Here is a 24,513-nt window from a genome sequence, read left to right as displayed (position 1 = left end):
GGAGGTTTTAGTTGCCTCAGATAAAGTTATAAAACACAATTCAAGTATTAATTTCCTCTAATAAACTCATAAACCTCACTCCAAAAACTAATTACATCATGGAAGAAGGTTGCTCATTGACAGAAAGTAAGAATCCGCTCGTCTCCTATTTACTTCTTGCATTGTTAATTATCATTTGGGGAGTTAGCTGGCCTATCTATAAACATGGCGTTAACTTCATGCCCCCACTCCTCTTTTCTGGAATCCGTTCATTTATCGCAGGAATTATTTTGTTAACCCTTGCTTGGAAAATGCGGCATCTCTTGAAATTTAAAGAACATTGGAAGTTTTACGTAATCTCAGCAATATTAAATAACATTCTCTACCTGGGACTTCAAACAGTTGGCATGGTGTATTTGCCAGGTGGATTATTTTCTGTACTAGTATACTTTCAACCAGTTATTCTGGGCATTTTATCTTGGTGGTTGTTGAATGAAGATATGACCGTTACGAAAATATTTGGCTTAGTGCTTGGATTTATCGGGATTGTGCTTGTAAGCATTGACGGATTAATTATCCACCTTTCTGCCATTGGTGTTGCACTCGCCCTCGCCACAGCTCTTGCTTGGGCAAGTGGAGTCGTATTTGTCAAAAAATTAAAATCCAGAGTCGACTTTTATTGGATGGTCGTTATGCAATTGATACTCGGTGGGGGATCGCTACTTGTTTTAGGATATTTCTTAGAAAATATCAATGCCATCGTTTGGAACATTGACTTAATCAGTACCATTATTTGGGGCGGAACAGCAGGAATGGCCGCGGGGCAAGTGATTTATTTTAAATTAATGAATGAAGGTGAAGCAAGCAAAGTCGGTTCCTACACCTTTTTAGTACCTATTATTTCAGTGGTTGTCAGTGCAATTTTTTTGAATGAAGCCATCACAAAAAATTTATTTATCGGCATGATTTTAGTAGGATCAAGCATCTATTTAGTAAATAAACAAATAGAAAAAACTTAAACTTTGGAAGAATAGTGCTGTTTTATGAAAATAGCGAAGGCATCCTGATTTGGACACCTTCGCTAATCATCTCTATTCCTCTTCAACACCATATAATCAAGAATAACAAACTTCAAATAAAAACCACTTTAAAATGCCTCAACACCAATTTCAACACCGCTATTACTACTTCTTCATCCAACCACTGAAAAATTTACCTTTTCCATATCATCTCCTTTCAATAAAATTCATGTTATCTATAGCAAAATAAACTATTGAATACTATTTAAATTGTCCCGTTAATCTAAATCCGATTTCCGCAATCAATGTAGCTAACAAGAAAGTTCCCGTGTACACAAAAAGTGATACGACAACAATTCGCCAGCCGAGCTTTTTAAATTCTTTTAAATCTTTTCCAAATGATAGACCCGCATAAGCTAAAATTGGAGTTGCTAACGCCATAAAGTTAATTTGCGTTGTGGCATCTACAATTGTTTGTTGCCAAGGGAAAATCGCTGAAGTCACAAATAACGCAATAACGGACACCCAAATAACTACTGGAATTTTTAATGGAACAATTTTTTCAATGGCATAACCTAAAATCGTAATTGCCGCAATAATCATCATTCCAGGTAAAGCATCAATTGGAGAGACACCATATCCAATCCAGTTCCCTACTATCGCAATGATTCCAATCAATATGAACGTTAATGTTTTATCCAACATATATGTGTACCCCCACTTAGCTCAATTAATTTTCACCATCTGTTTGAATTCTAGAACGTCTCCCCAAGATTGGTTCCAAATGTTTATATAAGAAATTTGTAAATGGTAGAGAGAAAACAACGCATACAAACGTACCAACAATCGTTGTAATTAAGTTAGCAGCCCCAGCAAACACTGCGATATCATCACTAGCTTCCGGAAAAATAATGGCTAATGCACCGGTCATTGCAGCCATCATACTACCGGATCCTACCCCAGCTCCCATCGCGAGAGAAATTGGATGGAACCAGCCGATACTTGCTATTAAACTAGCAAGTAAAGATAAATAGAGTGCTCCAAATAATGTTCCGCAAATATAAACGCCGATGGCACCGCGAGATTCAGGAGAGTCTGCACCATATTTTTCTGCTATAATCGCTAAATTCGGTTCCCGGTCGATGGAAAATGTCGCACCGATTGCTTCCCGTTTCATCCCAATTAGTAGAGCAACAGGTAAACCGAATACAATCGTTCCTAAAAAGTGACCTACCTCTTGCAACGTTAATGTTAACCCAGCATCTAATAATTGCGGGATAGAAGGCCCCATCAACGTACCTAACTTTGCAACGAATAACATAAAGGAGATTCCCAATATTTTTGAAGCAATATCCATCTCTTTATCGGATAAAATTTTAAATCTTGGCAAACTAATGATTGCTCCCAAAATTAACGCATACAGCATCGGGAAGAAGGCAATCGCTCCAACTCCAATGTTTAAACTTTTTACCCCAATAAATTCAGCAATACATACTAATACAAATACGAATGCATGGATTTTCCAGTTTAAGAGTTCCCTCATAATTTCACTCCTTTAAAGCTCAATAATTACGTAGTTGATAAAACCAATTTTTCAATAAATTGGCAAACTGCGGTTGTATCTTTGCTACCAAGTCCTTGAGATTTGGCAGCTTCAAAAAGTTGATACGTTTGTGCTCCCAATAAAACAGGAACTTGTAACTCTGCAGCTGTTTTTGTATAGAGAGAAACATCCTTATGCATATGGTCCAAACTAAACAAAACATTGTCATACGCTTTCTTTAAAATATTGTCTCCAAAAACTGCAAGAACTCTTGAAGCACTTCCTTTTGAAAGGATTTCTTCTAATTTTTCTAAATCTAAGCCAGCTTTTGATGCAACTGTATATGCCTCCCCAATGCTTGCAATGGTTGATGCAACGACGATATTATGACAAAGTTTTGCAATTTGGCCGTTTCCGTTTTTCCCTAAATAAATGATGTCCTTCCCTACAACCTGCAATATCGGAAGAATTTCATTAAACTTCTCTTGATCACCAGCAACCATCAATGTCAATGTGCCATTTCTCGCTCCATTAGGCCCACCACTTACTGGTGAGTCAAAAAAATACATTCCTTTTTCATTGTAAATCGATGCGATTTCTATCGCTGTGCCAGCATCTGTTGTGCTCATATCTACAATTACAGAACCAGGTTTTAACACATTTAACAATGCATTTAAATACACATCTTTTACGGCTTCAACTGTCGGTAACGATGAAATAATGAACTCCACTTTCTCCCCTAATTGTTGAAGAGAATCAACTGCAATGCCCCCATTTTCTTGGATCCAATCTTTTACTTGTGGATTTGTATCGTAAATATATACGTCATCCTTATTTTGAATGTAGTTGTAGGCAATGCCTTTTCCCATAAGTCCGCAGCCGATTATTCCAATCTTCACACACATCCCCCCGTGAATGGAAACTATTTACTTTCTATTTCTTTAAAAAATTCGAGTGCTGTCGCAATCCCATTTCCTGCTGCAGGAATGCCGCAATAAACGGCACATTGTAAGAAGACCTCCTCTATCTCTTCCTTTGTACAGCCATTATTGATAGCCCCTTGCAAATGAATTTTTAATTCGTGTTGATAATTTAATGCTGTTAACAATGCTATATTAATTAAACTTCTCGTTTTTCGATCGAGATTTGGGCGATTCCATATTTCTCCCCAACAATACTGCATAGCCAGTTCATGAAAAGAACGATTAAACTCATTCGTATTCCTAATGAACTGTTGGACATTTTCCTCGCCTAAAACTTCCTCTCTTGCTTTAAACCCTTCTTTATACATTTCTCTAAACGTTTCTTTAAATTTTTCTATCGTCACACACAACACCCCGCGATATTTTTGAAATGGACTAATTCGTCTCCATGCTCTGTTAGGCATGATTCCTATATGAATTCCTGCAATAAAAAAACCCGTTTTATTTTTTAATAAATGGCGTTGTAGCTAATGCAATATATAGAGCAATGCCAAATTTCATCGCTTCTGCATTAGGTAAAAATTTCTCATGATGGAGTTTATATGAACCCCCTTCATCATCTCCAACACCTAAAAACAAGAATGCACCCGGCACATGCTCAAGATAGAAAGCAAAATCTTCACTTGCCATACTTGGCTTTTCTAATATCTCTACAGCATCCGATCCAAATAATGCTTCTGCTAATTGTTGGGCATGCAACACATATTGTTTTGTATTGTTTGTAACGGGATAGCCAAAGTTGTATATGATATCTGCCTCAAGACGTAACGCGCTGCTCATGCCATAAATAATTCTCAAAAACTTTTTTTGAATACCTTTTCTTGTCTTATCACTCAACGTTCGAACAGTTCCTTTAAATACAGCTTTTTCTGGAATAATATTAAAGGCATTTCCAGCTTCCAGTTTCCCGATCGTAATCACCGCTGAATCTACCGGATCTATTTCTCTACTAATCACACTTTGTAAAGATGCAATAATATTGGCACTGCCAACAATGGCATCAATTCCTTGGTGTGGAGCTGCTCCATGACCAGCTTGACCAGTCAGTGCCACTTCAAATGTATCCATGCTCGCCATCAATGGCCCACTCTTAAAACCTATTTTTCCAATTGGTAGATCAGGCCACACATGAAAGCCATAAATGTAATCCACATTCGGATTAGTTAATGCACCATCTTGTATCATATATTTCGCACCAGCCAACATTTCTTCTGCCGGTTGAAAAATAAATTTAATTGTTCCAGCTATATGATCTTTGTATTTTGAAAGAATTTTCGCCGCACCGAGTAACATGGCCATGTGCATATCATGTCCACATGCATGCATTGCCTGTTCATGTTGTGACGCAAAATCTACCCCTGTACATTCTTTAATCGGCAATGCATCCATATCCGCGCGCAATCCAATAACCGGCCCCTCTTTCCCACCTTTTAATATGCCGACCACTCCAGTTTTCGCATATCCTGATTGCACTTCTATACCACAATTATTTAGAAAGTTTTTTACGATTTGAGATGTTTTATGTAAATCAAATCCGATTTCAGGGTATTTGTGTAAAGTCTTACGCAATTCAACAATTTCATCAAACTCATCTTTTATCCATTGTTGTATTAAATCAGAAGATAAAATGGTTTGGTTCATCAGACTCCCTCCTATCCAGAGTCAAAAGAGTAATATATTTACGGACAGGTTGATAAATAGTCCTAAAAATATTAAGAACAAATTAGCACATTTTCTATTATTTGTAAATATTCAATTTTCAGTATTTTAGAAATACTAAAAATTGACTAGTCAAAATCTCATTGTAAAAAGCAAATATTTCTTATAAAATTTTTCTAAAAGCATATTTGAGGCAGGGAGAAGTAATGGTTGTATACAATATTGGAATAGTCGGACCAGAAGATCTTGCAACAAAATTTAAAACACAGCTAGAGGAATTAAACTTGCTCAATGTATCCATTAACCTTTCAATTGTAAATCAATTTGAGGATACGAAGAAATTAGAGCTCTCTTTTGTCGAAAAATGCGATTTATTATGTTTTATGGGGCCAATTGGTTATGAAATATATCGTGAAGAAATTGTTCCTCGACTGAAAACAATCCCTCCTATCTCATTACATATTCGTTATGATAGCTCCGCTCTATACTTATGTCTTTATAAACTGCTGAGCAAAAAACAAGGGGATATTAATTTATTTACACCTTTTTCCATAGACTTATTAGCTGAAAAAGAGGTTAAAGTTGCACTTGAGGAAATCGATTTATCGCCCGATCAATACCTTCTAATTCATGGTGATACTTCCTATACAACGGAACACTGGGCAAATATTCACGAAGAATATTACCGAAAAGGAAAAACGAAATATGCAGTTACTTGTTTGACAAGTGTTGCCTATGAACTTCAAAAACGTCAAGTTCCAGTGATGCGCATTAAACCAACGTACGCTGCAATCTCAATGACAATCGAAATATTAATCGCAAAATTAGAACAATTAATTAGCAATGAGCTGAAAACCATTGCCATACTAGTCAAATGGCACGAAGCAGATCGCCGTCCAAAAAATCGATATACATTTTATAAGCAAAAATTAAAGTTCCAAGAAGCCATTATTAATTTTTGTGAGAAATATGAAATGTCACTCACTTTCGAAAACGATTTCAAAGCCATACTTTATACAAATCAATCAATTTTAAAAGAACTTACCAAAAATTATAAAGTGTTCCCTTTTACAAAAGAGATTGAGGAAATTTTAGGAACGAGAATCTCGATCGGTATCGGTGTTGGAAATGATGCAGCCCGTGCTGAAATTTATGCAAATCGTGCGTTAAAATTTGCTGAAGCAAAGCATACTTCGACCACATACTTAGCATATCAAAATGGCAGCATTATAGGGCCATTAAACAGTGAAGAAGTAGAACCCCTTTCCTTTTCAACGCATTTGAATAATCGTCATTTACAAGATATTGCAAAGAAGACTTCATTAAGTGCCATTACAATTTCAAAATTACGCTCACTTATTCAAAATCAAGAACATCCATATATAACAAGCCATCAAATTGCTGAAGCATTTGACATATCATTGCGCACAGCCAATCGAATATTACACACATTAGAAAGCTATCGATTCGCGAAAGTAATTGGTGAAGAACAACCTCCTGGAAGAGGTAGACCAAGAAAGCTATACGAACTGAAATTGACGGAAGAGTGATTGGATTTCGGCTTTGGCTATTATTTTACCTAGATTGACTATTATCTCGGCCGAGTTGGCTATTATCTTATTGGATTTGACTATTATCCTTTTTTTGCTGGAGCGAATTTTCGGCTTTGGCTATTATTTTACCTGGGTTGACTATTATCTTGGGCAGGTTGGCTATTATCTTATTGGATTTGACTATTATCCTTTCTTTGCTGGTTTGGGTTTTTGGCTTTGGCTATTATTTTCCCTAGATTGACTATTATCTCGGCCGAGTTGGCTATTATCCCTTTGATTTTGACTATTATTTCATCTCTGCTGGAGCAAATTTTCGGCTTTGGCTATTATTTTCCCTAGATTGACTATTATCTCGGCCGAGTTGGCTATTATCGCTTGGGTTTTGACTATTATCCTTTTTTTGCTGGAGCAAATTTTTGGCTTTGGCTATTATTTTACCTAGATTGACTATTATCTTCGGCGAGTTGGCTATTATCTCTTTGAATTTGACTATTATCTCATCTCTGTTGGAGCAAATTTTTGGCTTTGGCTATTATTTTCCCTAGATTGACTATTATCTCGGCCGAGTTGGCTATTATCGCTTGGGTTTTGACTATTATCCTTTTTTTGCTGGAGCAAATTTTTAGCTTTGGCTATTATCTTATCTGGGTTGACTATTATCTTGGGCAGGTTGGCTATTATCTTATTGGATTTGACTATTATCCTTTTTTTGCTGGAGCAAATTTTTGGCTTTGGCTATTATTTTATCTGGGTTGACTATTATCTTCGGCAAGTTGGCTATTATCTTATTGGATTTGACTATTATCCTTTCTTTGCTGGAGCGAATTTTCGGCTTTGGCTATTATCTTATCTGGGTTGACTATTATCTTGAGCAGGTTGGCTATTATCTTATTGGATTTGACTATTATCTCATCTCTGTTGGAGCAAAATTTTTGCTTTGGCTATTATTTTACTAGATTGACTATTATCTCGGCCGAGTTGGCTATTATCTCTTTGAATTTGACTATTATTTCATCTCTGCTGGAGCGAATTTTCGGCTTTGGCTATTATTTTACCTGGGTTGACTATTATCTTGAGCAAGTTGGCTATTATCTTATTGGATTTGACTATTATCCTTTTTTTGCTGGAGCAAATTTTTGGCTTTGGCTATTATCTTATCTGGGTTGACTATTATCTTGAGCAGGTTGGCTATTATCTTATTGGATTTGACTATTATCCTTTTTTTGCTGGAGCAAATTTTTGGCTTTGGCTATTATTTTATCTGGGTTGACTATTATCTTGGGCAAGTTGGCTATTATCTTATTGGATTTGACTATTATCCTTTCTTTGCTGGAGCAATTTTTTGGCTTTGGCTATTATTTTACCTAGATTGACTATTATCTCGGCCGAGTTGGCTATTATCTCTTTGAATTTGACTATTATCCTTTTTTTGCTGGAGAGAATTTTTGGCTTTGGCTATTATTTTACCTAGATTGACTATTATCTCGGCCGAGTTGGCTATTATCCCTTTGAATTTGACTATTATCTCATCTCTGTTGGAGCAAATTTTTGGCTTTGGCTATTATTTTACCTGGGTTGACTATTATCTTGGGCAGGTTGGCTATTATCTTATTGGATTTGACTATTATCCTTTCTTTGCTGGAGCGAATTTTCGGCTTTGGCTATTATTTTACCTAGATTGACTATTATCTCGGCCTAGTTGGCTATTATCTCTTTGAATTTGACTATTATCTCATCTCTGCTGGAGTGAATTTTTGGCTTCGGCTATTATTTTACCTGGGTTGACTATTATCTCGGCCGAGTTGGCTATTATCGCTTGGGTTTTGACTATTATCCTTTTTTTGCTGGAACGAATTTTTGGCTTTGGCTATTATTTTACCTAGATTGACTATTATCTCGGCCGAGTTGGCTATTATCCCTTTGAATTTGACTATTATCTCATCTCTGTTGGAGCAAATTTTTGGCTTTGGCTATTATTTTACATAGATTGACTATTATCTCGGCCGAGTTGGCTATTATCTCTTTAATTTTGACTATTATTTCATTTCTGCTGGAGCGAATTTTCGGCTTTGGCTATTATTTTACCTAGATTGACTATTATCTCGGCCTAGTTGGCTATTATCTTATTGGATTTGACTATTATCCTTTCTTTGCTGGAGCGAATTTTCGGCTTTGGCTATTATTTTACCTAGATTGACTATTATCTCGGCCAAGTTGGCTATTATCCCTTTGAATTTGACTATTATTTCATTTCTGCTAGAGCAAATTTTTGGCTTTGGCTATTATTTTACTAGATTGACTATTATCTCGGCCGAGTTGGCTATTATCTCTTTGAATTTGACTATTATCTTATCTTTACTAAAGTGATTTCTCGGTTTTTACTTACAATTTTTTCTTATTTAGATCCACTCCATATATCTATTCGGAATTCGTTCAATCGTGTGGTTAGCTCCATTGCTGGATTAGAAAAACACCTTGCTCGGGCAAATTACTTCTCAACTTGTATAGATAACTCCTTATTTTTGAGAGGATCACGACTCGTTAAGGGTGGAGTTGAATCAGAATCGGATTCCAAATTGACAGGGACGATATTTAGTTTTTCAACTGCCAAACAAAAACACCTCCTCTGTAATCGATAACTCTATCTTACAGGGAGGTACGATCGATTGATATGCGTCGTTTGAATTCGGGCTTACCATTGTATAATGCTTTCTACATGCGAAAATGGAAATTCCCCCTGCCTAAAGCAGAGGGGAATAGGGGTCTATTAATTAATTTGTTTCAATTAAACCGTATTTTCCGTCTTTGCGTCTATATACGATGTTTGTATTGTTTGTTTCCGCATCTGTATAAACATAAAAGTCATGCCCGAGCAAGTTCATTTGGAGAATGGCTTCATCTTCATCCATTGGTTTTAAGTCAAACTGTTTTGTACGAACAATTTCAAAATCTTCATCTTTGCTACTATCATTGTTATTTGGAGCAACATTATTAGCAAAATAAACGCCTACTCCTTCGCGATCCCGAAGTTTGCGGTTGACTTTTGTTTTATGTTTACGAATTTGTCGTTCGAGTTTATCTACAATTAAGTCAATACCAGCATACATATCTTCATGGCGCTCTTCAGCACGAAGCGTTAAGTTTTTTAACGGAATGGTTACTTCCACTTTTGTTTTCTTATCGTTATACACTTTCAAGTTTACATTGGCAGAAGCATTGACACCTTCGTTGAAAAACTTTTCAATTTTCTGAACTTTGTTGATGACGTAATCTCGAATAGCTGGAGTTACTTCAATGTTTTCACCGCGAATGTTAAAGTTTAGCATGTAAACTCCTCCTTTATTGACCCTATGTAAATTATATTCTACATAAGTTTGCAAATTCCTTCTAGAAACTATGTATTCTTTTTAGGAATTCGACAAATTTTTTACCTTTTAAAAACCGATTTATTTTTTTGAAATAACTTCTTTTCTTCTCCGGCGCTTCATTTCGCTAATAATCAATTCTTCAATATCTGGTTGATTTTCAAATTGCAATCCAAAATGAGCACCCGTACCAAAAAGTTTACACCAGCGTACATAACCAATAGCTTGAATTCTTGTAATATCCAAAACAAAATGCATCTGAAACTGCAACGATTCAGGAGGAATGTTGTATATTTTAGAAATATCTGAGTTCGTATACACTTTCATTCCCCGAGGACTAATATCAATAATTTTACATGGATGCATCTCACTATCAATCCGACGTCCGTTTACAAGCACCGAAAATTCAGCATCTATTGGTTGATTAAAAACGAACCGAAACGCCTCTTTGCGCTTATATTTTTTAGATATCATATTCATTCCCCCAAATTAATAACGTCTCTTTTTCAATTACTTTTTATTATAAATCACTTTAATAAAAAGGAAATATCCACCATGATAATTAATATTTTCTTCACAAAAATTGTGACAATTTAAAGATGGAACAAGCCCTTGAAAAAAAATAAAAAACGCCTTACAACCCTATATTTCGGATGTAAAGCGTTTTAAGATCCAAATGATTAGTAAACTTATTCCGACTACACTTGCTGCACATTTTGATATTGCTGTTGGCGATTTAGTTTAATAACTTCTTTCCAAGTATCACGGAATTCCGTAACCAATCCGATCACTTCATCAACGATTTCGACATCGTTTTTGATATTTGCTTCAATTAAGCGTCGATTCATATATTCATATAATGGAAGAATTTGTTTTGATATTTCGTAATCCATGTTGAGTGTAACGATTAATTCGTTAATGATATTTTGAGCTTTTTGTAGATTAGTATTTTTTTCTTCAAAGTGTTTTTCTTCAATTGCCTTTCTAGCCAAATTCAAAAATTTAATACATCCATTGTAAAGCATTAATGTCAGTTCGCCAGGGGAAGCTGTATTGATACTGTTTTGTTTGTACGCATTATATGCGTTATTATGTAATGTCATATAAGACACTCCTTTAATCACTAAGTAAAAAACACTATGAGTTTTTTACTATCATTTTATCATAGAAGATAATTCTTTTTTAGTTTCCCTCTATTATTTTTTCTTATCGTAATACATGCCGTCCATCACTTGCACGCTCGCATAAGGATTCGAATATTGCTTTTCGTGTTTTTTCACATTTTGCAAATCTTTTAAATCCTTTTTCACTGCATCCATAACAAGCTGAAGTCTTTTTCGAATTCCTTGGTCCAATTGCAAGAGCATCGAATGATCTTTTAATTCAGGCTGAATTTGAAATCCTTGACGCTTTAAAGAGTCGATGATTTCTCCCCGTGCATCCAGCAATTGATGTATGTTCTCTATATAATCGTCTCGTTCTTCTCCTTTTGGAATATCGGAAAGGAGTTGATACAGCTTAGCTGAAACTTGTAATAATTGTTTTGTTAAATCCATGTAATATCAACTACTTTTCAATCATTAATATTGAGGCATGAATAAACTTGCTTGCATGTTTGCCTTATTGATGGCTTGCTCCATGGCAGTGAATTGTCTCCAGTAGCGTTCTTCAATCGTAATAAGCTTGTCTTTCCAAGATTTAATACGAGACTCGATATCAGTTAAAGTTTTACCAAGAGTATACTGATTCGCAGTCATTGTAGTACGGCCAGCTTTTTTCTCTATTTTAAGTTTAATATTGTTCATTTCATCTCGCAGTTTTTGTAAGAAACCGCGGGTATCAGCTGTTTTTTCTTCACCGTTTACTAAAATTTTATCCTCTTTTTTGCCGGATGAATTCGTAAATAATTTAGTAACTGCATCCGGATCTTCTTCAAGTGCAGCACGTAGTTTATTTTCATCAATTTCCAATAATCCACCATCATTATAACTTTTTGTTGTAGTAATTCCAATGCTATATAAAGTATTATATTTCGTGTTTGATACGCCTGGATAAGCCTCATAAATTAAAGCACGCATTTTTGAGAGGCCAGCTCTAATGATTGAATCACTTCTTAACAGGCCGCTTTTCGCTTTTTCTTCCCAAAGTTCAATTTCTTTTTCATCCATTTCTTTTTTTTGGGCTTCAGTTAAAGGTGGGTAATCTCTATATTTTGATTCTTTAATTACATCGTTTAATTCTTTGATTAAACCATTATATGTGTTTACAAAATCTTTTATTTTAGAAATAATGTCATCTACGTTGGTTGTAGATGTTATCATAACAGGATTTGTTGTTGGCTCACCTTCAAGACTATTGAAAGTGTTTTTCAAAGTAATAGTATATCCTGAAATACTAAAAGTGTTCGTTGCTCTCTCCGTATCAATACCGTTTACTTGGAAAATAGCATTTTTTCCGTTATCCGCCAATTCTATAGGTTCACTATCGTCAGCAGATTCAAATCCTGTAAATTTAAAAGCTTTAAAAACTGCTTGTCCAGAATCGACAACAATTTCAGCTCCACCTTTTACATCACCAGTGTTTTTCGCAGTTATAGAAAGACGTCCATTTTCGAACACGGCACTAACACCAGCAGCACTGCTATTAATCTTGCTAACGAATTGATCAATTGTCATATTTTCTGTAAATTCTATTCTTGTGGCTTCAGCAGCTAATGTACCGTCCTTTTGAATGGCACGAATTTCAATAAAATTTTGACTTACTGTTACACCACTGTTCGCAAATAAATCTCCTAATGTTGTTGTACCAATCCCATTTACTTGCCCGCCTACTGCACGAGCAGCCGAAGCTAATTGAGAAACCCCTTCAATTGTCAAAGTGCCTGAAGCAGAACTTGTTGCTGTCACATCAATTAAATTTGTATTCGTGGAAGTAGCTGTTTTTGTATTGAAACTTTTTAACAGCAAATTATCTGCAATATACGTATCGAATGTTTGTAATTTTTTATTCACATCCCGATAAGCGTCGCGAGTCCATTCATAAATTTGCTTTTGTTGTTCTAATTTATTAAGTGGGGCACGCTCTGCTTGCATCAGTTTTTCAACTAATTCATCTATATCCATACCAGAAGCTAATCCACCGATACGAAGTTGTGACATATAAAAACCTCCCTAATATGTTCCCGTTAAATTTTTTCGTCTACAATCATGCCGACTAATTTCTGCATTTCATAGAAAGCATCAAGCAATTTTTTTGGCGGAATTTCTTTTATAACCTCATCTGTTTCCTGATCGACCAACTGAATATAGTAGCAATCCAACTCTTCATGCAAAACAAATTTGGACGATTTATAACTGATTTGCAAAAATTCATTCAATGAGTCAACAGCTTGACTCAACTTATCCCTGTTTAATTTAGATAATTCGATTTGTTTTTGTTCCTGTTTAGTCGTAATTTCATTATTTTTTTCCATATTATCGACAAATATATCTTGAGGCACATTTCTAGAAGAACTGTCAACGACGGATTGAGATGAAATACGCATGACTAAATATCCTCCTTTTTGAAAAACCGCACAAAATATACTCTACCGTTTATATCGGTAATGAAAAAAATTTTTATATAGTTTCAAAAAACATTAAGTTTAAATAATGTCATTGAAAGACATTTTTGCTCGCTTTAACTTAATTGCTTCCTCCATTGCTTTTTGAAGTTTTTTCAAATGTTTCTCCACTTCAGTAATTTTATAAATATCTTTATGGATATTTGCTTCTACTAATGAATGATGTAAATATTCATATAATGTGAGCAATGCTTTTGAAGCCTCTTGTTCGAAATCTAACAAGTTCATTAATTCAATAATAATGTCTTGAGCTTTTTTTAATTTTCGGTTGCGGCCTTCAATATCATTCACTTCAATCATATGTTTGGATTCTTTCAGGCATCCCAGGCAAAGCTTCAATAATCGCAATGCCACTTCGCTTGGCGAAAGGGTTGAAATACTGCTAGTTTGATAGGCAAGATGAGCTGATTTTTTTTGCATTAACTCATACCCCCAAATAAATAAGGTTTAAAACCATTTTAATATTAAAATGATTTGGTCGATATAAAATATGTAGTTGAAATTTCATGGATGGAGGGTACAAGCTTGAGAATACAAGATAAGTCATGGATGACATATGCAAGCAATCGAGTTGCTAAAACAGAATCTTCTATCACAAAAACATTGGAAAAACTTTCTGGTGGAGATAAAATTGTTCGCGCATCATTGAATGCATCAGGGCTTTCGATTTCAGAAACAATGCGCACACAAATTAGAGGATTATCTCGCGCCCAGCAAAACATTCAGGACGGGCTTTCGGTATTAGAGGTGACGGATGAGGGCTTGCAAAGTGTGAATAAAATTTTGCTTCGCACAAGAGAATTAGCAGTACAAGCTGCAAGCGATACATTAACGGATGAAGATCGTTCCCTTGCGCAAACAGAAGTCGATCAGTTAATGGAATCCATTGATAAAACTGCTGAATATATGGAGTTTAATACGCAAAAAATTTTAGGAGAAAATCGTCCGCTTTATATACACGTAGGCGCCAACAGCAATCAAAATCTTGCCATTGATACAGTTGATGTGAGTACAAAAAAATTAGGTCTTGAAAATGCCAGCTTAGAAACCCGTGAGAAGGCAAATAAGCTCATTCAAGATATAGATCATGCCTTAGAATATGTGTCAAAAAATTTAGCAAAAATAGGCGCCTCTTACAATCGCCTTTCAATGAAATATGAAAATGCAAGCCGCGTTCAAGAAAGCATTCAAAAATCCGAATCCCTACTCCGCGACCCTGACATGGCAACGGAAATGGTGGATTTTGTAAAACAACAAATCATCCAACAAGGTGAGCAATTATTAATTAAAAACACTAATGAGAATGTACGGGTGGTTTTGAATTTGTTTAATTAATCACTACCGTCGCATAAATGATGTCTGAATTTTCAGTTTTATTTTTTCTGGACTTTAGAGAAAAAACGAAAACACCTAAGCGAGGGTAGTAAACATCCATTTTTTTACTATAACCTATGACTTGTGCAACAACGACTGGCAAACCTTTATGGGACGCCGTTTCCTTCGATTTTTCGTAACCAAATGTGAGCGGATTTCCACAAAGAAGCCTTCAAATAGCGACTAATTTGTAAGTAACTCCGTTCGCTATTCGTGTTCAACTGAGCTAAAACATTCAGACAGTACACTATCATGGCTACGTACACTTGATTATGTACAGCTTGTTCACTGTGACCAAAAAACTTTTTAATGTTCAGGTGCTGCTTCATCCATTTGAAGAACAGTTCAATCGCCCAGCGTGACTTGTAGATTTCAGCGATTTCAACTGCACTTAAATCAAAACGATTTGTCAGTAAATGAAGCTCATTTCCTTTTGTATCATGCAATTTGAGTAAGCGAAACACGTTTTCAGAACGATTTTGTGGTGTCCCAATGACAACCATTTCATCAGAGAATATGGGTGAATCTTCTGGTAACGAAAAGGATTCTAACACTCGGACAACAGCGTTTTTACGCAAACGGGTCACAAAGAAATAGCCATCTTCCGTCATTTGATCAAAGCGCCCATAATCCAAGTAACCACGATCAAACACGTACATGCATTCTTTGTCATCCACGAATACTTCTAGTTGACCACGATCATGTTCGTTGGCATTCGTGAGTACGGCTTTATCTGGATAGGAGAGTCCTTTTTCCATAAAAACAAGTCGTAAGTGAAGCTTTACTCCTGATTTTGTTTTTCGAAACTCTGCCCACTTATGATTGGTCAAATTAAGCGGTAATGTACTCGAATCAATGATTTTCAAAGGCGTTGTCACTTTTCTTCTTGTTTGGAAATTGGTTTTCCGATGAATTTGTGCCACTAAATCGAGAAAAATCGATTGAAAGAAAACCGTTGGAATGGCGTTGATTCGTCTCCCTAACTGTGAAAAACTAATCGATTCCAATCCCGTTGCTCGTTGTAATTCTTCTAAAAAGACAGCGTCACTCAACGCCCGTAAACTCTCGGTTTCATGGAGTTGGGCATACAAAAGCAGTTTCATAAATGAAGCCATATAAAGCTTCTTGGTATAGTGATTTAATTGATGTGTTTTCACTAGGTCGTCAAATAATGGACGATTAATCGGTGAAAACCATTGTTCAAATGATGTTTTTCGTGTATACTTATCCATGGTTTTATCCTTTGTATTGGATTTGGATGGTTTACTACCACCCAACCATTATAAAGGATTTTTTTGTGTTTAGATTATATTTCAGAAAATTCGGTTTATTTGAAGGTGTTAAATTATTTTAATGCGACGCTAGTGTTAATTAATATTAATTAACCCTCCCTGTATGGTAAGCATAGGGAGGGATTTTGTTTATGAGGACAAGGAAAGAATTTGAGGTGCTTTGAATAATAATCTTGATAAAGGATTATTCTCATTAAATTCAAGAACTAAAATTAAAGCATCTGATGAAGGGAGATGGATTCTATTAATTATTATTCAAGCCTTTACTTTTATCCTAACTATAAAAGTAAATAAGAAACAGAAATTTTTTACTTGTCGAAAACAACTAAAATAAAGAAATTAAAATCATAAAAAAGAATTATATATTTATCTCAGTATATATCAGGTCATATACCCAAAAATTATAATTGAGTTAATTTCATAATTCTCACCCCTTGATTTTCAAGCGTATTGTCAAAAATTTATAGATAAAATCTAGATGATTTATTGATATATAAGGTTTTATAAACAAAAAACTTGCCACCCCCTTAAAATTAGGGTATTTATGAGGTAACCACACACTCAAAAATCCCTAATGAAGGAAGTGACAAGTTGTTACCTCAATTATTAACCTATTTGCTTGAATATATCAAGTACCAAGATCAAATGATTCGAACATTACTTACCCTTCTGATTGGAAAAAACATGTTTGATAAGCCAACTGAAAAGCCTGTCAATAAGCCTTATCAAAAACTCCAGGTGGATGAGCTGCCAATCATTGAAACTCTACAAAAGCTTGATTATCAAATTCTTCTCAAAGAATATTTGGAGAAGAACGGGAAACCTCTCAAACCTGTTCAGAGACGCTCCAATTCAAAAGGTAAAGTACCTTCATCCATGAAATGTCCAAGGTGTGGTGCTCCGTCAGATTATCTTTATGCCAATAACGGAGGTAAAGGACAGTATCAATGCAAGGTGTGTGCGTGTCTGTTTAATAAAAAGAATCAATATGCCAAGGAGGCTGTACTAAAATGTCCACACTGTTCGAAAACACTCGAGAAGATCAAGGAAAGAAAAGATTTTCTCGTATTTAAGTGCAAAAACAATGACTGTCCGTATTACAAAAAGAAACTGCGAGGAATGTCTAAAAAAGAGAAAAAGCAGTTCGAAAAGGATCCTCAGTCTTTTAAAGTTCGATACATATTCCGTCAGTTTCAAATTGATTATCAGCCGTTAGCCAAACATTCACCTAAGAAGCCAAAAGTGGATTTGTCCAGGCTTCATGTGTCACCGCACACATTGGGGCTCATTTTAACCTACCATGTAAACTATGGCTTATCGGCTCGGAAAACAGCTGCACTGATGAAGGATGTTCATGGTGTACCCATCTCTCACCAGAGTATATTGAATTACGAAAACAGCGTAGCACTTCTGCTCAAACCTTATGTGGATCATTATCCTTACGAGCTTTCTGATCAATTCTGCGGAGACGAAACATACATTAAGGTGAATGGCCGTTGGCATTATCTTTTTTTCTTTTTTGATGCGGTAAAGAAAATTATTCTGTCCTACCCTGTTTCTCCAAATCGTGATACAGTATCAGCCATTCGCGCGATTGATGAGGTCTTATGGAAGATGAAAGAGATTCCTGAAGACCTCACCTTTGTCGTAGATGGCAATCCGATTTACCTTTTAGCACAACACTTTTTTGCCCAGCACGGTATTACGTTTGATGTGAAGCAGGTCATTGGACTAACCAACGAAGACCCGGTTTCAACGGAATACAGACCGCTAAAACAAATTATTGAAAGACTGAATCGAACATTTAAGGGTAATTACAGATCGACACACGGATTTGGATCCGATCACGGATCCGTTTCTTATGTGACTTTGTTTGTGGCTTATTTTAACTTCTTGCGGCCACATTCAGCCCTGGAAGGCAAAGTGCCTGTAGTCATTCCAGAACTAAAAGAACTGCCGAATATGCCTGCACGTTGGACAAAACTGATTGGTTTAGCTCAACAATGGCTAGTAGAGCAAACTGCCTAACTTTTTGTTTAGCAGAGCCCTTACCAGCATCGGCGAAGCGAACTCTTGACAAACCGAACCAGTCAATGGTTTAAAATGGGAATTGGCAAGGGCTTCTTTGGTGTGCCTTCTTTTTGTTCCCTTCACCCTTGTTGGTTCGAAATCAAACCATTGACGTGTTTGTCAAGAGCGATTGCGGCGGCATTTTCTCTATTTTCGTTAGAACACATCCTTCCAATACTGAGTTTTCATAGAACTTTTGACACTACCTTTTCAAGGGATTCAAGACAATAAAAAATGGGTACCTCCCCAAATTTCGTTATAATGGTAGGTAACCAAACAAACCATCCGAAAGAGGTGAGTACCCTATGACTATTGTAAAACAAATTTCTCTTTTTGACATCCATCAATTATTAGAAATGGAAAGTTCCCATCGTTATGATGCCATTTTTAGTGCTATCGACATTCAGCCTATATTTCAATTGTTTTCTAAAAAGACATTGAAAGGTGCACCACGTGAATTGAATTATGGTGCAATGATTCAATCGCTGATTATACGTATTGTCGAACGTATTCCAACTATCAAGGATTTAGTCAAACGTTTGGTTCATGATCCTTTATTTCGTTTCGACTGTGGATTCCTTGTGTCTGATGTCGTACCATCTGAAAGCTCTTATTCACGCATGATTCAAGTCATTAGTGAATCAGATGTGCTAGATAAAATGAACGATACACTCATCAAAACAGCGATGTTGGAAGGCTTTCTACATGATGAACATGTCGCCATCGATGCGAGTCACTTTGAAGCTCGTGATGCTTTCACACCATCAGAAAAGAAAGCACCTAAAACTCCTAAAAAACGTGGTCGTAAAACTAAAGCTGAACGAGCTGTTTGGTTAGCCGAACAAGTAGAGAAAAAAGGAAATCAATCAACCTATGAAAAAGAACTGAAAGAACAGCTGGATATCCCATTAGAAACCCTTTGGAAGGATGTACCGATTGAGCCAAAATGGGGTGTGAAAAAGAATAGTAAAGGAAAAAATACATTCTGGTTTGGTTATAAAGCACATTTAGCTGTTTCGACGAAAAGTCAATATATCATCACTCGTTTGATGTCCTCAGGTAATTTAAGTGATTGTAAAGCTGCGATTCCATTATTGAAAAAACTTCATCACTTAGGAAACGGTCAATTTACAATAGCTATATTTGATGCTGGTTATGATGTTGAACCTATTTACCGTCAAGCCGTATCACAGTCCATGCGAGTCGTGATTCCTTACAACGTTCGCCGAGAAGGAGAATATATAGGATTCGATGAACATTTTCGTCCAACCTGTGTGCGTGAACATAGTTACCAATATGACAGCTTTGACGCTAAGTACAATACATTAAAATTCACACGTCCAAAGGAATGTGCAACTTGCCCATTACGAGAAGACACCCTTTGCCAAAAAGTTTTCAAAATCAAATGTGATATAGATATCCGTAAATTTACCTATCCAGCACGTGGGACAGAACGATGGAAACAGCTTTATCAAGAACGTACAGCAGTCGAACGCGTTAACGCTTATTTAAAGGAATACTTTCAATTAAACAATGTCCGTCATCGTACAGGAAAGAAAGCAAAAATGCATTTCAATCTGGTGACGTTAATTTATAATACCTGCAAACTAGCAGTTGATCGAATCAATGCTTTATTACAGCAACAAAACCAAGTTGCATAATTTAAAAAAAACAAAGTTTTTAGTATAGGGGTACTCTATACTTCAGAAATACTATGATTTATGAAATTGATTCAGATAGTAAAATGTTGCAAACAATTTTTTCATATTATAAAATAATTAAATTGAAAGAAAAATCAAAGAAAGGGAGGCATATTTACGTTTACAAGGTAAGATAAAAGGGAAAAGGAAGCTATCTAGAAATTATATGTCAGAAGTTCTTGGGGTAAGTAGAGCATGGTTTAATTCTATTGTTAATGATAAAAATGAGCCTAGCGATGAGTTGTTATTAAAAATTGCAAACTACTTAGAAATTGATGAACATGAAATTTTTAAGGTAGCAGGAAGAATTCACCCAGATGTATTAGAAAAATATAAAAGAGAATATCTTGGCAAGTATTATAGAAAGAATTAAAAAATGATGTATACAAAAAACTACTTTTAGTTTATAATTCAAATGAAAGAGGGAGATAACATGAATGAAAAAAACAAGAAAGACAAGAAACTTTGGGAAGCTGAAGATTGGGACAAAGTAAGCTGTATTCATAAAAAACATAGAGAGATTCTTGGTTATCCTCTTACAAAAGAAGTTGTAATATGTTATGTGTCAGTGGTGATTCTTACAATATTTGCTAAAATTATATTTAATTTTTAATTTAAAATCACATACAGTACTACAATGTGTGTTCTGTGGATATCATTCAAATCTAATAAAAACTCCCCCTTTATGCCCACCTTATCCACAGAACTTAACAATAACTCTTTCGTTTTCAAAAAATCCTCATTTTCGATTGGAATAGGAATAGTATTAAATACTTTTGATCTTAGCATTTCCACCCTTGCTTCATTAATCACTTGACCTTTTAAAATAAAATTGCTTCTTCCTTCCACATCATCAAGAGTTGTGATGATAATCGCATAACAACCTCTATTCATTAATTGTTTTAGTATCAATAATAATTCCTCAATTTCTTGTTCATCCGCATACAATTCAGGTAGCTCGATAATAATTAGAAGTCGCTTTGTAATTTCCTTTTCTAATAGTAACTTTAAAGTAAGAAGTTTGGAATCAATAGGAGTTAGTATGCCTTTATAACTTGATAAAATGAAAAAATCCTTTAAATTCGATTCATCAAACTCCTTTAATCTAAACTGTAAATCAAACTTTTCCAATATTGTTCTATTTATTATTTCCTCTTCCTCTTTAAGTACTTCCCATTCTTCTAATATAGATTCGTATTGAGGAGTTGCAGCTAGAAATTCAACAATCTTTTCATGAATTATTTTTAGCGGTAATTTCGTATTTACCTTATCTAACTGCAACGATTCATTAAATGGTATCATTAAACATTCCCAATCTTTTTTGTTTATTAATTCTCCATCTTCATAAATCTGTATGCGCCAAATATCCCACACCTTCTAACCATTTTGATGTTTTGTGATAATTAGATCAACATCAAAAGTTAGGAGGTTTTTATTTTTATGTCCCCAGATGAACGAAAACAATTGTGGCAACAACGAATCGAATCTTATCGATCTAGTGGAGAGTCAAGTGTAAAAGCTTGGTGCAAACAAAATCAAGTAGGTCACCAAAGTATGTATAAATGGATGAAAAGACTAGAGTTAGAGACAACTGAAACTTCACGGACTTTCCCTCAATGGCTAACTGTTGAAGTATCCCATCCGTTGGATGAAAAAAACTCCCCGCTCATCGTTAACATTGGGGAATTTTCCATCGAAGTAAAAGAAGGTTTCAATCCACTCCTTTTCAACGAAGTGGTTCAGGTGCTGAAAAAACATGTTAAGTAAAACACCCATTCAACGGCTCTATAATATTTGGTGTTGGTGAGTATAAACCAGCACCCATTTTTTTACACAAAAAAATGAGACATGTGACAAACTCTGGTAAAATGTAATCGACCAAAACCACATTTACAAGGAGTAATGTCACATGTCTCATCATTATTCTATACGTAATTTATTAAATATTAAAGACAAAAATATCACATTTGATGAAAATTTTTGTTCTACCGAAACGATCAAAAAAGTAAAAGCGAAAGTCTTTCATGGGACGTTAACGTATCAACCAAAAGCTTGTTATGCTTGTGGACATGTCTTCGATGATCAAATCATTAAACACGGTTTTAAAACGTCTCTCATTAAAATGCCTAGCATTTCAGGTTTTCATACCTACTTAAAATTGCGTAAACAGCGTTATTTCTGTAAACATTGTCATTCCACGTTTACTTGAAAAACGAACGTCGTGGCTAAAAACTGTTGTATTTCCAACAATACCAAAGTATCGATTGCTTTAAACGCCAAAGATAAAATATCCGAAAAAGATATTGCGATGAAACATCATGTTTCTCATGCCACTGTCAGTCGTGTCATTGACAGCTTTTATAGCTACTATCAACCAAATGTTCACTACCTTCCAAAGCATTTGTGTTTTGATGAGTTTAAATCAGTGAAATCCGCAGCTGGAGCGATGTCCTTTATTTTCAGCGACTCTGAAACGGGGGAGATTGTGGATATCGTGGAGGACCGGAGATTACCTGTCCTCAAAGAGTATTTCTTACGGTATTCCAAGAAGGCGAGAGATGCGGTAAAAACGATTGTCATCGATATGTACAGCCCTTATATTTCCTTAATCCAAGAAGTTTTCCCTAAAGCGGAAATCGTACTCGACAAATTCCATATCCTCCAACTATTTAGCAGAGCTTTAAACAAAACGCGCATCAACGTCATGAATCGGGATAAAAAGAATCACAATAAATTGAAAACATACTGGAAGCTCCTTCTGAAAGATCAAACAAAACTTGATTATAAGAACTATACATATCATCGTTGCTTTAAAAAGCATATGTGTGAGGTGGAGATTCTCCACTATCTCATTGATTTAGATTCTGAATTAAAAGCGTCCTATGAGTTATACCAATACGTTCGCCATTGCATCAAAACCAAAGACTTTGAGCTCCTAAAGAAAACATTAGAGAATAAACAAAATATCGTTTCCAGCTATATGAAAACCGCCATCAAGACAATCAACAAATACATCAATTACGTCGAGAATACGCTAAAGTACGATTATAATAACGGCATTTTAGAGGGGATTCATAACAAAATCAAAGTGATTAAACGCATTTCTTTCGGTTATCGATCCTTCTATCACTTTAGAAACCGAATATTCATTACCCAAAACTTAGCGAAAATAAAAACAGCTTAGGGGAACCTCGAATTTCCCCTAAGCCATCCGATTACATATTACCAAATAATGTCACTAAAATTTATTCACCAACACCATTTGACAAAGAACCAAAAAAAGCCGAAGCATTTAGCTTCAGCTTTTTTGCTTTCCATAAAATTAAAATGAAAAAATTATCGTAATAATTGAAGCACACCTTGTGGTTGTTGGTTCGCTTGAGCAAGCATAGATTGAGCAGCTTGCAATAAGATGTTGTTTTTAGTGAATTCCATCATTTCTTTCGCCATATCCACGTCACGGATACGTGATTCAGCTGCAGTTAAGTTTTCAGAAGTTGCACCTAAGTTGTTGATAGTGTGTTCTAAGCGGTTTTGAACAGCACCAAGTGCAGAGCGTTGGTCGGATACCGTTTTAATTGCATTATCGATAGTAGAAATTGCTGCATCTGCATCAGTTTGTTTTGAGATACTTAAACTATCTAATCCTGATGCTAAATCCGCTGCTTTCATTGAATTAATATCTAATTTAATAGATTGCCCACTATTAGCACCGATATGGAATACTTTACTACTGAAATTACCATCCAATAATTTCTGAGTGTTGAATTCAGTGTTTTCAGCAATACGATTGATTTCTTCGATTAATGCTTCAACCTCTTTTTGAAGTGCTTCACGGTCATCATCAACGTTTGTATCGTTCGCAGATTGTACTGCTAATTCACGCATACGTTGTAGGATAGCGTGAGTTTCGTTTAAAGCACCTTCAGCAGTTTGAATTAATGAAATACCGTCTTGAGCGTTTTTAGATGCCATGTCAAGACCACGGATTTGTCCGCGCATTTTTTCAGAAATCGCTAAACCTGCAGCATCGTCACCAGCGCGGTTGATTTTGTAACCTGAAGATAATTTCTCAAGGTTTTTAGCTGCTTGAGAGTTATTGAATGCTAGGTTACGGTGAGTGTTTAAAGCTGAAATATTGTGTTGAATTCTCATTATGAATTCCTCCTTGAAATTGTTATTAATTCATCCACATCCGTGTGGAAATTTTCGACTCAAGTCTAATTATGTATTTCTCGAGCCTTACACTTTATATATCGTAATGAAATTAAATTGTTTAATAGATTTTGAAAAAATTTTCTAGTCTTTTATTCTGAAATTTTTAATTTATAAAAGCCACCACATCTTGTGATGG

28 protein-coding genes are annotated in these 24,513 nt (G+C 35.4%); 12 read left to right on the top strand and 16 right to left on the bottom strand.

Going from position 1 to position 24,513, the window contains the following annotated elements; genetic code table 11:
- The first annotated feature begins 116 nt into the window (after positions 1-116).
- Entirely contained in the window at positions 117-998 is an 882-nt protein-coding gene (locus UtA1_RS06610; RefSeq protein ID WP_172597845.1) for a DMT family transporter, read from the top strand.
- Positions 999-1,259: 261 nt separating this feature from the next.
- Here UtA1_RS06610 and UtA1_RS06605 read toward each other — a convergent pair whose 3' ends face one another.
- The 5 genes from UtA1_RS06605 to UtA1_RS06585 form a co-directional block, all read right to left on the bottom strand.
- A complete protein-coding gene (locus tag UtA1_RS06605) occupies positions 1,260-1,703 on the bottom strand; it encodes a hypothetical protein (RefSeq protein ID WP_016838018.1) in 444 nt (147 codons plus the stop codon).
- Between the two features lie 25 nt (positions 1,704-1,728).
- Positions 1,729-2,541: a DUF3100 domain-containing protein gene (locus UtA1_RS06600; protein ID WP_016838016.1), complete on the bottom strand. Its 813-nt coding sequence runs from the start codon at positions 2,539-2,541 to the stop codon at positions 1,729-1,731.
- 26 nt (positions 2,542-2,567) lie between these two features.
- A complete protein-coding gene (locus UtA1_RS06595; RefSeq protein ID WP_232019911.1) occupies positions 2,568-3,440 on the bottom strand; it encodes an NAD(P)-dependent oxidoreductase in 873 nt (290 codons plus the stop codon).
- Positions 3,441-3,463: 23 nt separating this feature from the next.
- Complete coding sequence (locus UtA1_RS06590) at positions 3,464-3,868, bottom strand: carboxymuconolactone decarboxylase family protein (RefSeq protein WP_016838013.1); 405 nt, start codon at positions 3,866-3,868, stop codon at positions 3,464-3,466.
- 97 nt (positions 3,869-3,965) lie between these two features.
- On the bottom strand, positions 3,966-5,165 hold the full coding sequence (locus UtA1_RS06585) for a M20 metallopeptidase family protein (RefSeq protein ID WP_096550454.1): 1,200 nt from the start codon (positions 5,163-5,165) through the stop codon (positions 3,966-3,968).
- Between the two features lie 224 nt (positions 5,166-5,389).
- On the opposite strand from UtA1_RS06585, the gene UtA1_RS06580 reads away from it, so the two are divergent.
- From UtA1_RS06580 to UtA1_RS06565, 3 genes are all read left to right on the top strand, one after another.
- Entirely contained in the window at positions 5,390-6,733 is a 1,344-nt protein-coding gene (locus UtA1_RS06580; RefSeq protein WP_096550453.1) for a helix-turn-helix domain-containing protein, read from the top strand.
- A 522-nt stretch (positions 6,734-7,255) separates the two neighbouring features.
- Entirely contained in the window at positions 7,256-7,492 is a 237-nt protein-coding gene (locus UtA1_RS06570) for a hypothetical protein (protein WP_096550452.1), read from the top strand.
- A gap of 283 nt (positions 7,493-7,775) precedes the next feature.
- Positions 7,776-8,006 (top strand): hypothetical protein, encoded by a 231-nt coding sequence (locus tag UtA1_RS06565; protein WP_096550451.1) that lies wholly within the window; start codon positions 7,776-7,778, stop codon positions 8,004-8,006.
- A gap of 1,218 nt (positions 8,007-9,224) precedes the next feature.
- Here UtA1_RS06565 and UtA1_RS17815 read toward each other — a convergent pair.
- The 8 genes from UtA1_RS17815 to fliS (UtA1_RS06530) all read right to left on the bottom strand — a co-directional run bounded on the left by UtA1_RS17815 (position 9,225) and on the right by fliS (UtA1_RS06530) (position 14,143).
- A complete protein-coding gene (locus tag UtA1_RS17815; RefSeq protein WP_269471063.1) occupies positions 9,225-9,347 on the bottom strand; it encodes a hypothetical protein in 123 nt (40 codons plus the stop codon).
- Between the two features lie 160 nt (positions 9,348-9,507).
- On the bottom strand, positions 9,508-10,062 hold the full coding sequence (gene hpf / locus UtA1_RS06560) for a ribosome hibernation-promoting factor, HPF/YfiA family (protein WP_096550449.1): 555 nt from the start codon (positions 10,060-10,062) through the stop codon (positions 9,508-9,510).
- A gap of 120 nt (positions 10,063-10,182) precedes the next feature.
- On the bottom strand, positions 10,183-10,575 hold the full coding sequence (locus UtA1_RS06555; protein WP_172597844.1) for a PilZ domain-containing protein: 393 nt from the start codon (positions 10,573-10,575) through the stop codon (positions 10,183-10,185).
- 224 nt (positions 10,576-10,799) lie between these two features.
- Entirely contained in the window at positions 10,800-11,204 is a 405-nt protein-coding gene (fliS, locus tag UtA1_RS06550; RefSeq protein ID WP_096550447.1) for a flagellar export chaperone FliS, read from the bottom strand.
- Positions 11,205-11,297: 93 nt separating this feature from the next.
- Complete coding sequence (locus UtA1_RS06545; RefSeq protein ID WP_096550446.1) at positions 11,298-11,657, bottom strand: flagellar protein FliT; 360 nt, start codon at positions 11,655-11,657, stop codon at positions 11,298-11,300.
- A 24-nt stretch (positions 11,658-11,681) separates the two neighbouring features.
- Positions 11,682-13,259: a flagellar hook-associated protein 2 gene (locus UtA1_RS06540; protein WP_096550445.1), complete on the bottom strand. Its 1,578-nt coding sequence runs from the start codon at positions 13,257-13,259 to the stop codon at positions 11,682-11,684.
- Positions 13,260-13,285: 26 nt separating this feature from the next.
- Positions 13,286-13,645: a flagellar protein FlaG gene (locus UtA1_RS06535; RefSeq protein ID WP_096550444.1), complete on the bottom strand. Its 360-nt coding sequence runs from the start codon at positions 13,643-13,645 to the stop codon at positions 13,286-13,288.
- 99 nt (positions 13,646-13,744) lie between these two features.
- Entirely contained in the window at positions 13,745-14,143 is a 399-nt protein-coding gene (fliS, locus tag UtA1_RS06530; protein ID WP_096550443.1) for a flagellar export chaperone FliS, read from the bottom strand.
- Between the two features lie 105 nt (positions 14,144-14,248).
- On the opposite strand from fliS (UtA1_RS06530), the gene UtA1_RS06525 reads away from it, so the two are divergent.
- On the top strand, positions 14,249-15,058 hold the full coding sequence (locus UtA1_RS06525) for a flagellin (protein ID WP_096550442.1): 810 nt from the start codon (positions 14,249-14,251) through the stop codon (positions 15,056-15,058).
- A 146-nt stretch (positions 15,059-15,204) separates the two neighbouring features.
- Here UtA1_RS06525 and UtA1_RS06520 read toward each other — a convergent pair whose 3' ends face one another.
- A complete protein-coding gene (locus UtA1_RS06520; protein ID WP_096549658.1) occupies positions 15,205-16,329 on the bottom strand; it encodes an IS4 family transposase in 1,125 nt (374 codons plus the stop codon).
- 651 nt (positions 16,330-16,980) lie between these two features.
- On the opposite strand from UtA1_RS06520, the gene UtA1_RS06515 reads away from it, so the two are divergent.
- From UtA1_RS06515 to UtA1_RS06500, 4 genes are all read left to right on the top strand, one after another.
- The gene (locus UtA1_RS06515; RefSeq protein WP_096549911.1) at positions 16,981-18,417 is read left to right on the top strand and encodes a DDE-type integrase/transposase/recombinase; all 1,437 of its coding nucleotides are present in this window, start codon (positions 16,981-16,983) and stop codon (positions 18,415-18,417) included.
- Between the two features lie 347 nt (positions 18,418-18,764).
- Complete coding sequence (locus UtA1_RS06510) at positions 18,765-20,120, top strand: transposase (RefSeq protein ID WP_096550441.1); 1,356 nt, start codon at positions 18,765-18,767, stop codon at positions 20,118-20,120.
- Between the two features lie 205 nt (positions 20,121-20,325).
- Positions 20,326-20,532 (top strand): helix-turn-helix transcriptional regulator, encoded by a 207-nt coding sequence (locus UtA1_RS06505; RefSeq protein ID WP_096550440.1) that lies wholly within the window; start codon positions 20,326-20,328, stop codon positions 20,530-20,532.
- 60 nt (positions 20,533-20,592) lie between these two features.
- Positions 20,593-20,772 (top strand): hypothetical protein, encoded by a 180-nt coding sequence (locus tag UtA1_RS06500; RefSeq protein ID WP_096550439.1) that lies wholly within the window; start codon positions 20,593-20,595, stop codon positions 20,770-20,772.
- On the opposite strand, the gene UtA1_RS06495 is transcribed toward UtA1_RS06500, so the two are convergent.
- On the bottom strand, positions 20,769-21,533 hold the full coding sequence (locus UtA1_RS06495; protein ID WP_096550438.1) for a hypothetical protein: 765 nt from the start codon (positions 21,531-21,533) through the stop codon (positions 20,769-20,771). The genes UtA1_RS06500 and UtA1_RS06495 overlap by 4 nt on opposite strands.
- A 66-nt stretch (positions 21,534-21,599) precedes the next feature.
- Between UtA1_RS06495 and tnpA the strand changes: the two genes are divergently transcribed.
- The 3 genes from tnpA to UtA1_RS06485 all read left to right on the top strand — a co-directional run bounded on the left by tnpA (position 21,600) and on the right by UtA1_RS06485 (position 23,343).
- The gene (gene tnpA, locus UtA1_RS06490; protein WP_096550437.1) at positions 21,600-21,926 is read left to right on the top strand and encodes an IS66 family insertion sequence element accessory protein TnpA; all 327 of its coding nucleotides are present in this window, start codon (positions 21,600-21,602) and stop codon (positions 21,924-21,926) included.
- A 142-nt stretch (positions 21,927-22,068) separates the two neighbouring features.
- Positions 22,069-22,368, top strand: a complete 300-nt coding sequence (locus tag UtA1_RS17475; protein ID WP_197722756.1) for a transposase family protein — start codon at positions 22,069-22,071, stop codon at positions 22,366-22,368.
- Positions 22,369-22,380: 12 nt separating this feature from the next.
- Positions 22,381-23,343, top strand: coding sequence for an ISL3 family transposase (locus UtA1_RS06485; protein ID WP_197722755.1), 963 nt, complete (start codon positions 22,381-22,383; stop codon positions 23,341-23,343).
- Positions 23,344-23,495: 152 nt separating this feature from the next.
- On the opposite strand, the gene UtA1_RS06480 is transcribed toward UtA1_RS06485, so the two are convergent.
- Positions 23,496-24,314 carry a flagellin N-terminal helical domain-containing protein gene (locus UtA1_RS06480; RefSeq protein WP_096550436.1) on the bottom strand — a complete coding sequence of 273 codons (819 nt, stop codon included), beginning with the start codon at positions 24,312-24,314 and terminating at the stop codon, positions 23,496-23,498.
- Between the last annotated feature and the right edge of the window lie 199 nt (positions 24,315-24,513).

The organism is Ureibacillus thermosphaericus (assembly GCF_002370195.2).
Lineage (GTDB): Bacteria > Bacillota > Bacilli > Bacillales_A > Planococcaceae > Ureibacillus > Ureibacillus thermosphaericus.
The sequence above is the reverse complement of the archived record's forward strand: the minus strand, read 5'-3'. Positions and strand labels throughout refer to the sequence as shown.

Bases quoted from the DNA above. Each gene is read 5' to 3' on its own strand.
- tnpA (WP_096550437.1), top strand. From the start codon at position 21,600: ATGTCCCCAGATGAACGAAAACAATTGTGGCAACAACGAATCGAATCT.
- UtA1_RS17475 (WP_197722756.1), top strand. From the start codon at position 22,069: ATGTCTCATCATTATTCTATACGTAATTTATTAAATATTAAAGACAAA.
- UtA1_RS06480 (WP_096550436.1), bottom strand. From the start codon at position 24,314: ATGAGAATTCAACACAATATTTCAGCTTTAAACACTCACCGTAACCTA.
- UtA1_RS06545 (WP_096550446.1), bottom strand. From the start codon at position 11,657: ATGGATTTAACAAAACAATTATTACAAGTTTCAGCTAAGCTGTATCAA.
- UtA1_RS06505 (WP_096550440.1), top strand. From the start codon at position 20,326: ATGTCAGAAGTTCTTGGGGTAAGTAGAGCATGGTTTAATTCTATTGTT.
- UtA1_RS06500 (WP_096550439.1), top strand. From the start codon at position 20,593: ATGAATGAAAAAAACAAGAAAGACAAGAAACTTTGGGAAGCTGAAGAT.
- fliS (WP_096550447.1), bottom strand. From the start codon at position 11,204: ATGACATTACATAATAACGCATATAATGCGTACAAACAAAACAGTATC.
- UtA1_RS06540 (WP_096550445.1), bottom strand. From the start codon at position 13,259: ATGTCACAACTTCGTATCGGTGGATTAGCTTCTGGTATGGATATAGAT.
- UtA1_RS06605 (WP_016838018.1), bottom strand. From the start codon at position 1,703: ATGTTGGATAAAACATTAACGTTCATATTGATTGGAATCATTGCGATA.
- UtA1_RS06520 (WP_096549658.1), bottom strand. From the start codon at position 16,329: ATGGATAAGTATACACGAAAAACATCATTTGAACAATGGTTTTCACCG.
- UtA1_RS06600 (WP_016838016.1), bottom strand. From the start codon at position 2,541: ATGAGGGAACTCTTAAACTGGAAAATCCATGCATTCGTATTTGTATTA.
- UtA1_RS06580 (WP_096550453.1), top strand. From the start codon at position 5,390: ATGGTTGTATACAATATTGGAATAGTCGGACCAGAAGATCTTGCAACA.
- UtA1_RS06510 (WP_096550441.1), top strand. From the start codon at position 18,765: ATGACTATTGTAAAACAAATTTCTCTTTTTGACATCCATCAATTATTA.
- UtA1_RS06555 (WP_172597844.1), bottom strand. From the start codon at position 10,575: ATGATATCTAAAAAATATAAGCGCAAAGAGGCGTTTCGGTTCGTTTTT.
- fliS (WP_096550443.1), bottom strand. From the start codon at position 14,143: ATGCAAAAAAAATCAGCTCATCTTGCCTATCAAACTAGCAGTATTTCA.
- UtA1_RS06585 (WP_096550454.1), bottom strand. From the start codon at position 5,165: ATGAACCAAACCATTTTATCTTCTGATTTAATACAACAATGGATAAAA.
- UtA1_RS06535 (WP_096550444.1), bottom strand. From the start codon at position 13,645: ATGCGTATTTCATCTCAATCCGTCGTTGACAGTTCTTCTAGAAATGTG.
- hpf (WP_096550449.1), bottom strand. From the start codon at position 10,062: ATGCTAAACTTTAACATTCGCGGTGAAAACATTGAAGTAACTCCAGCT.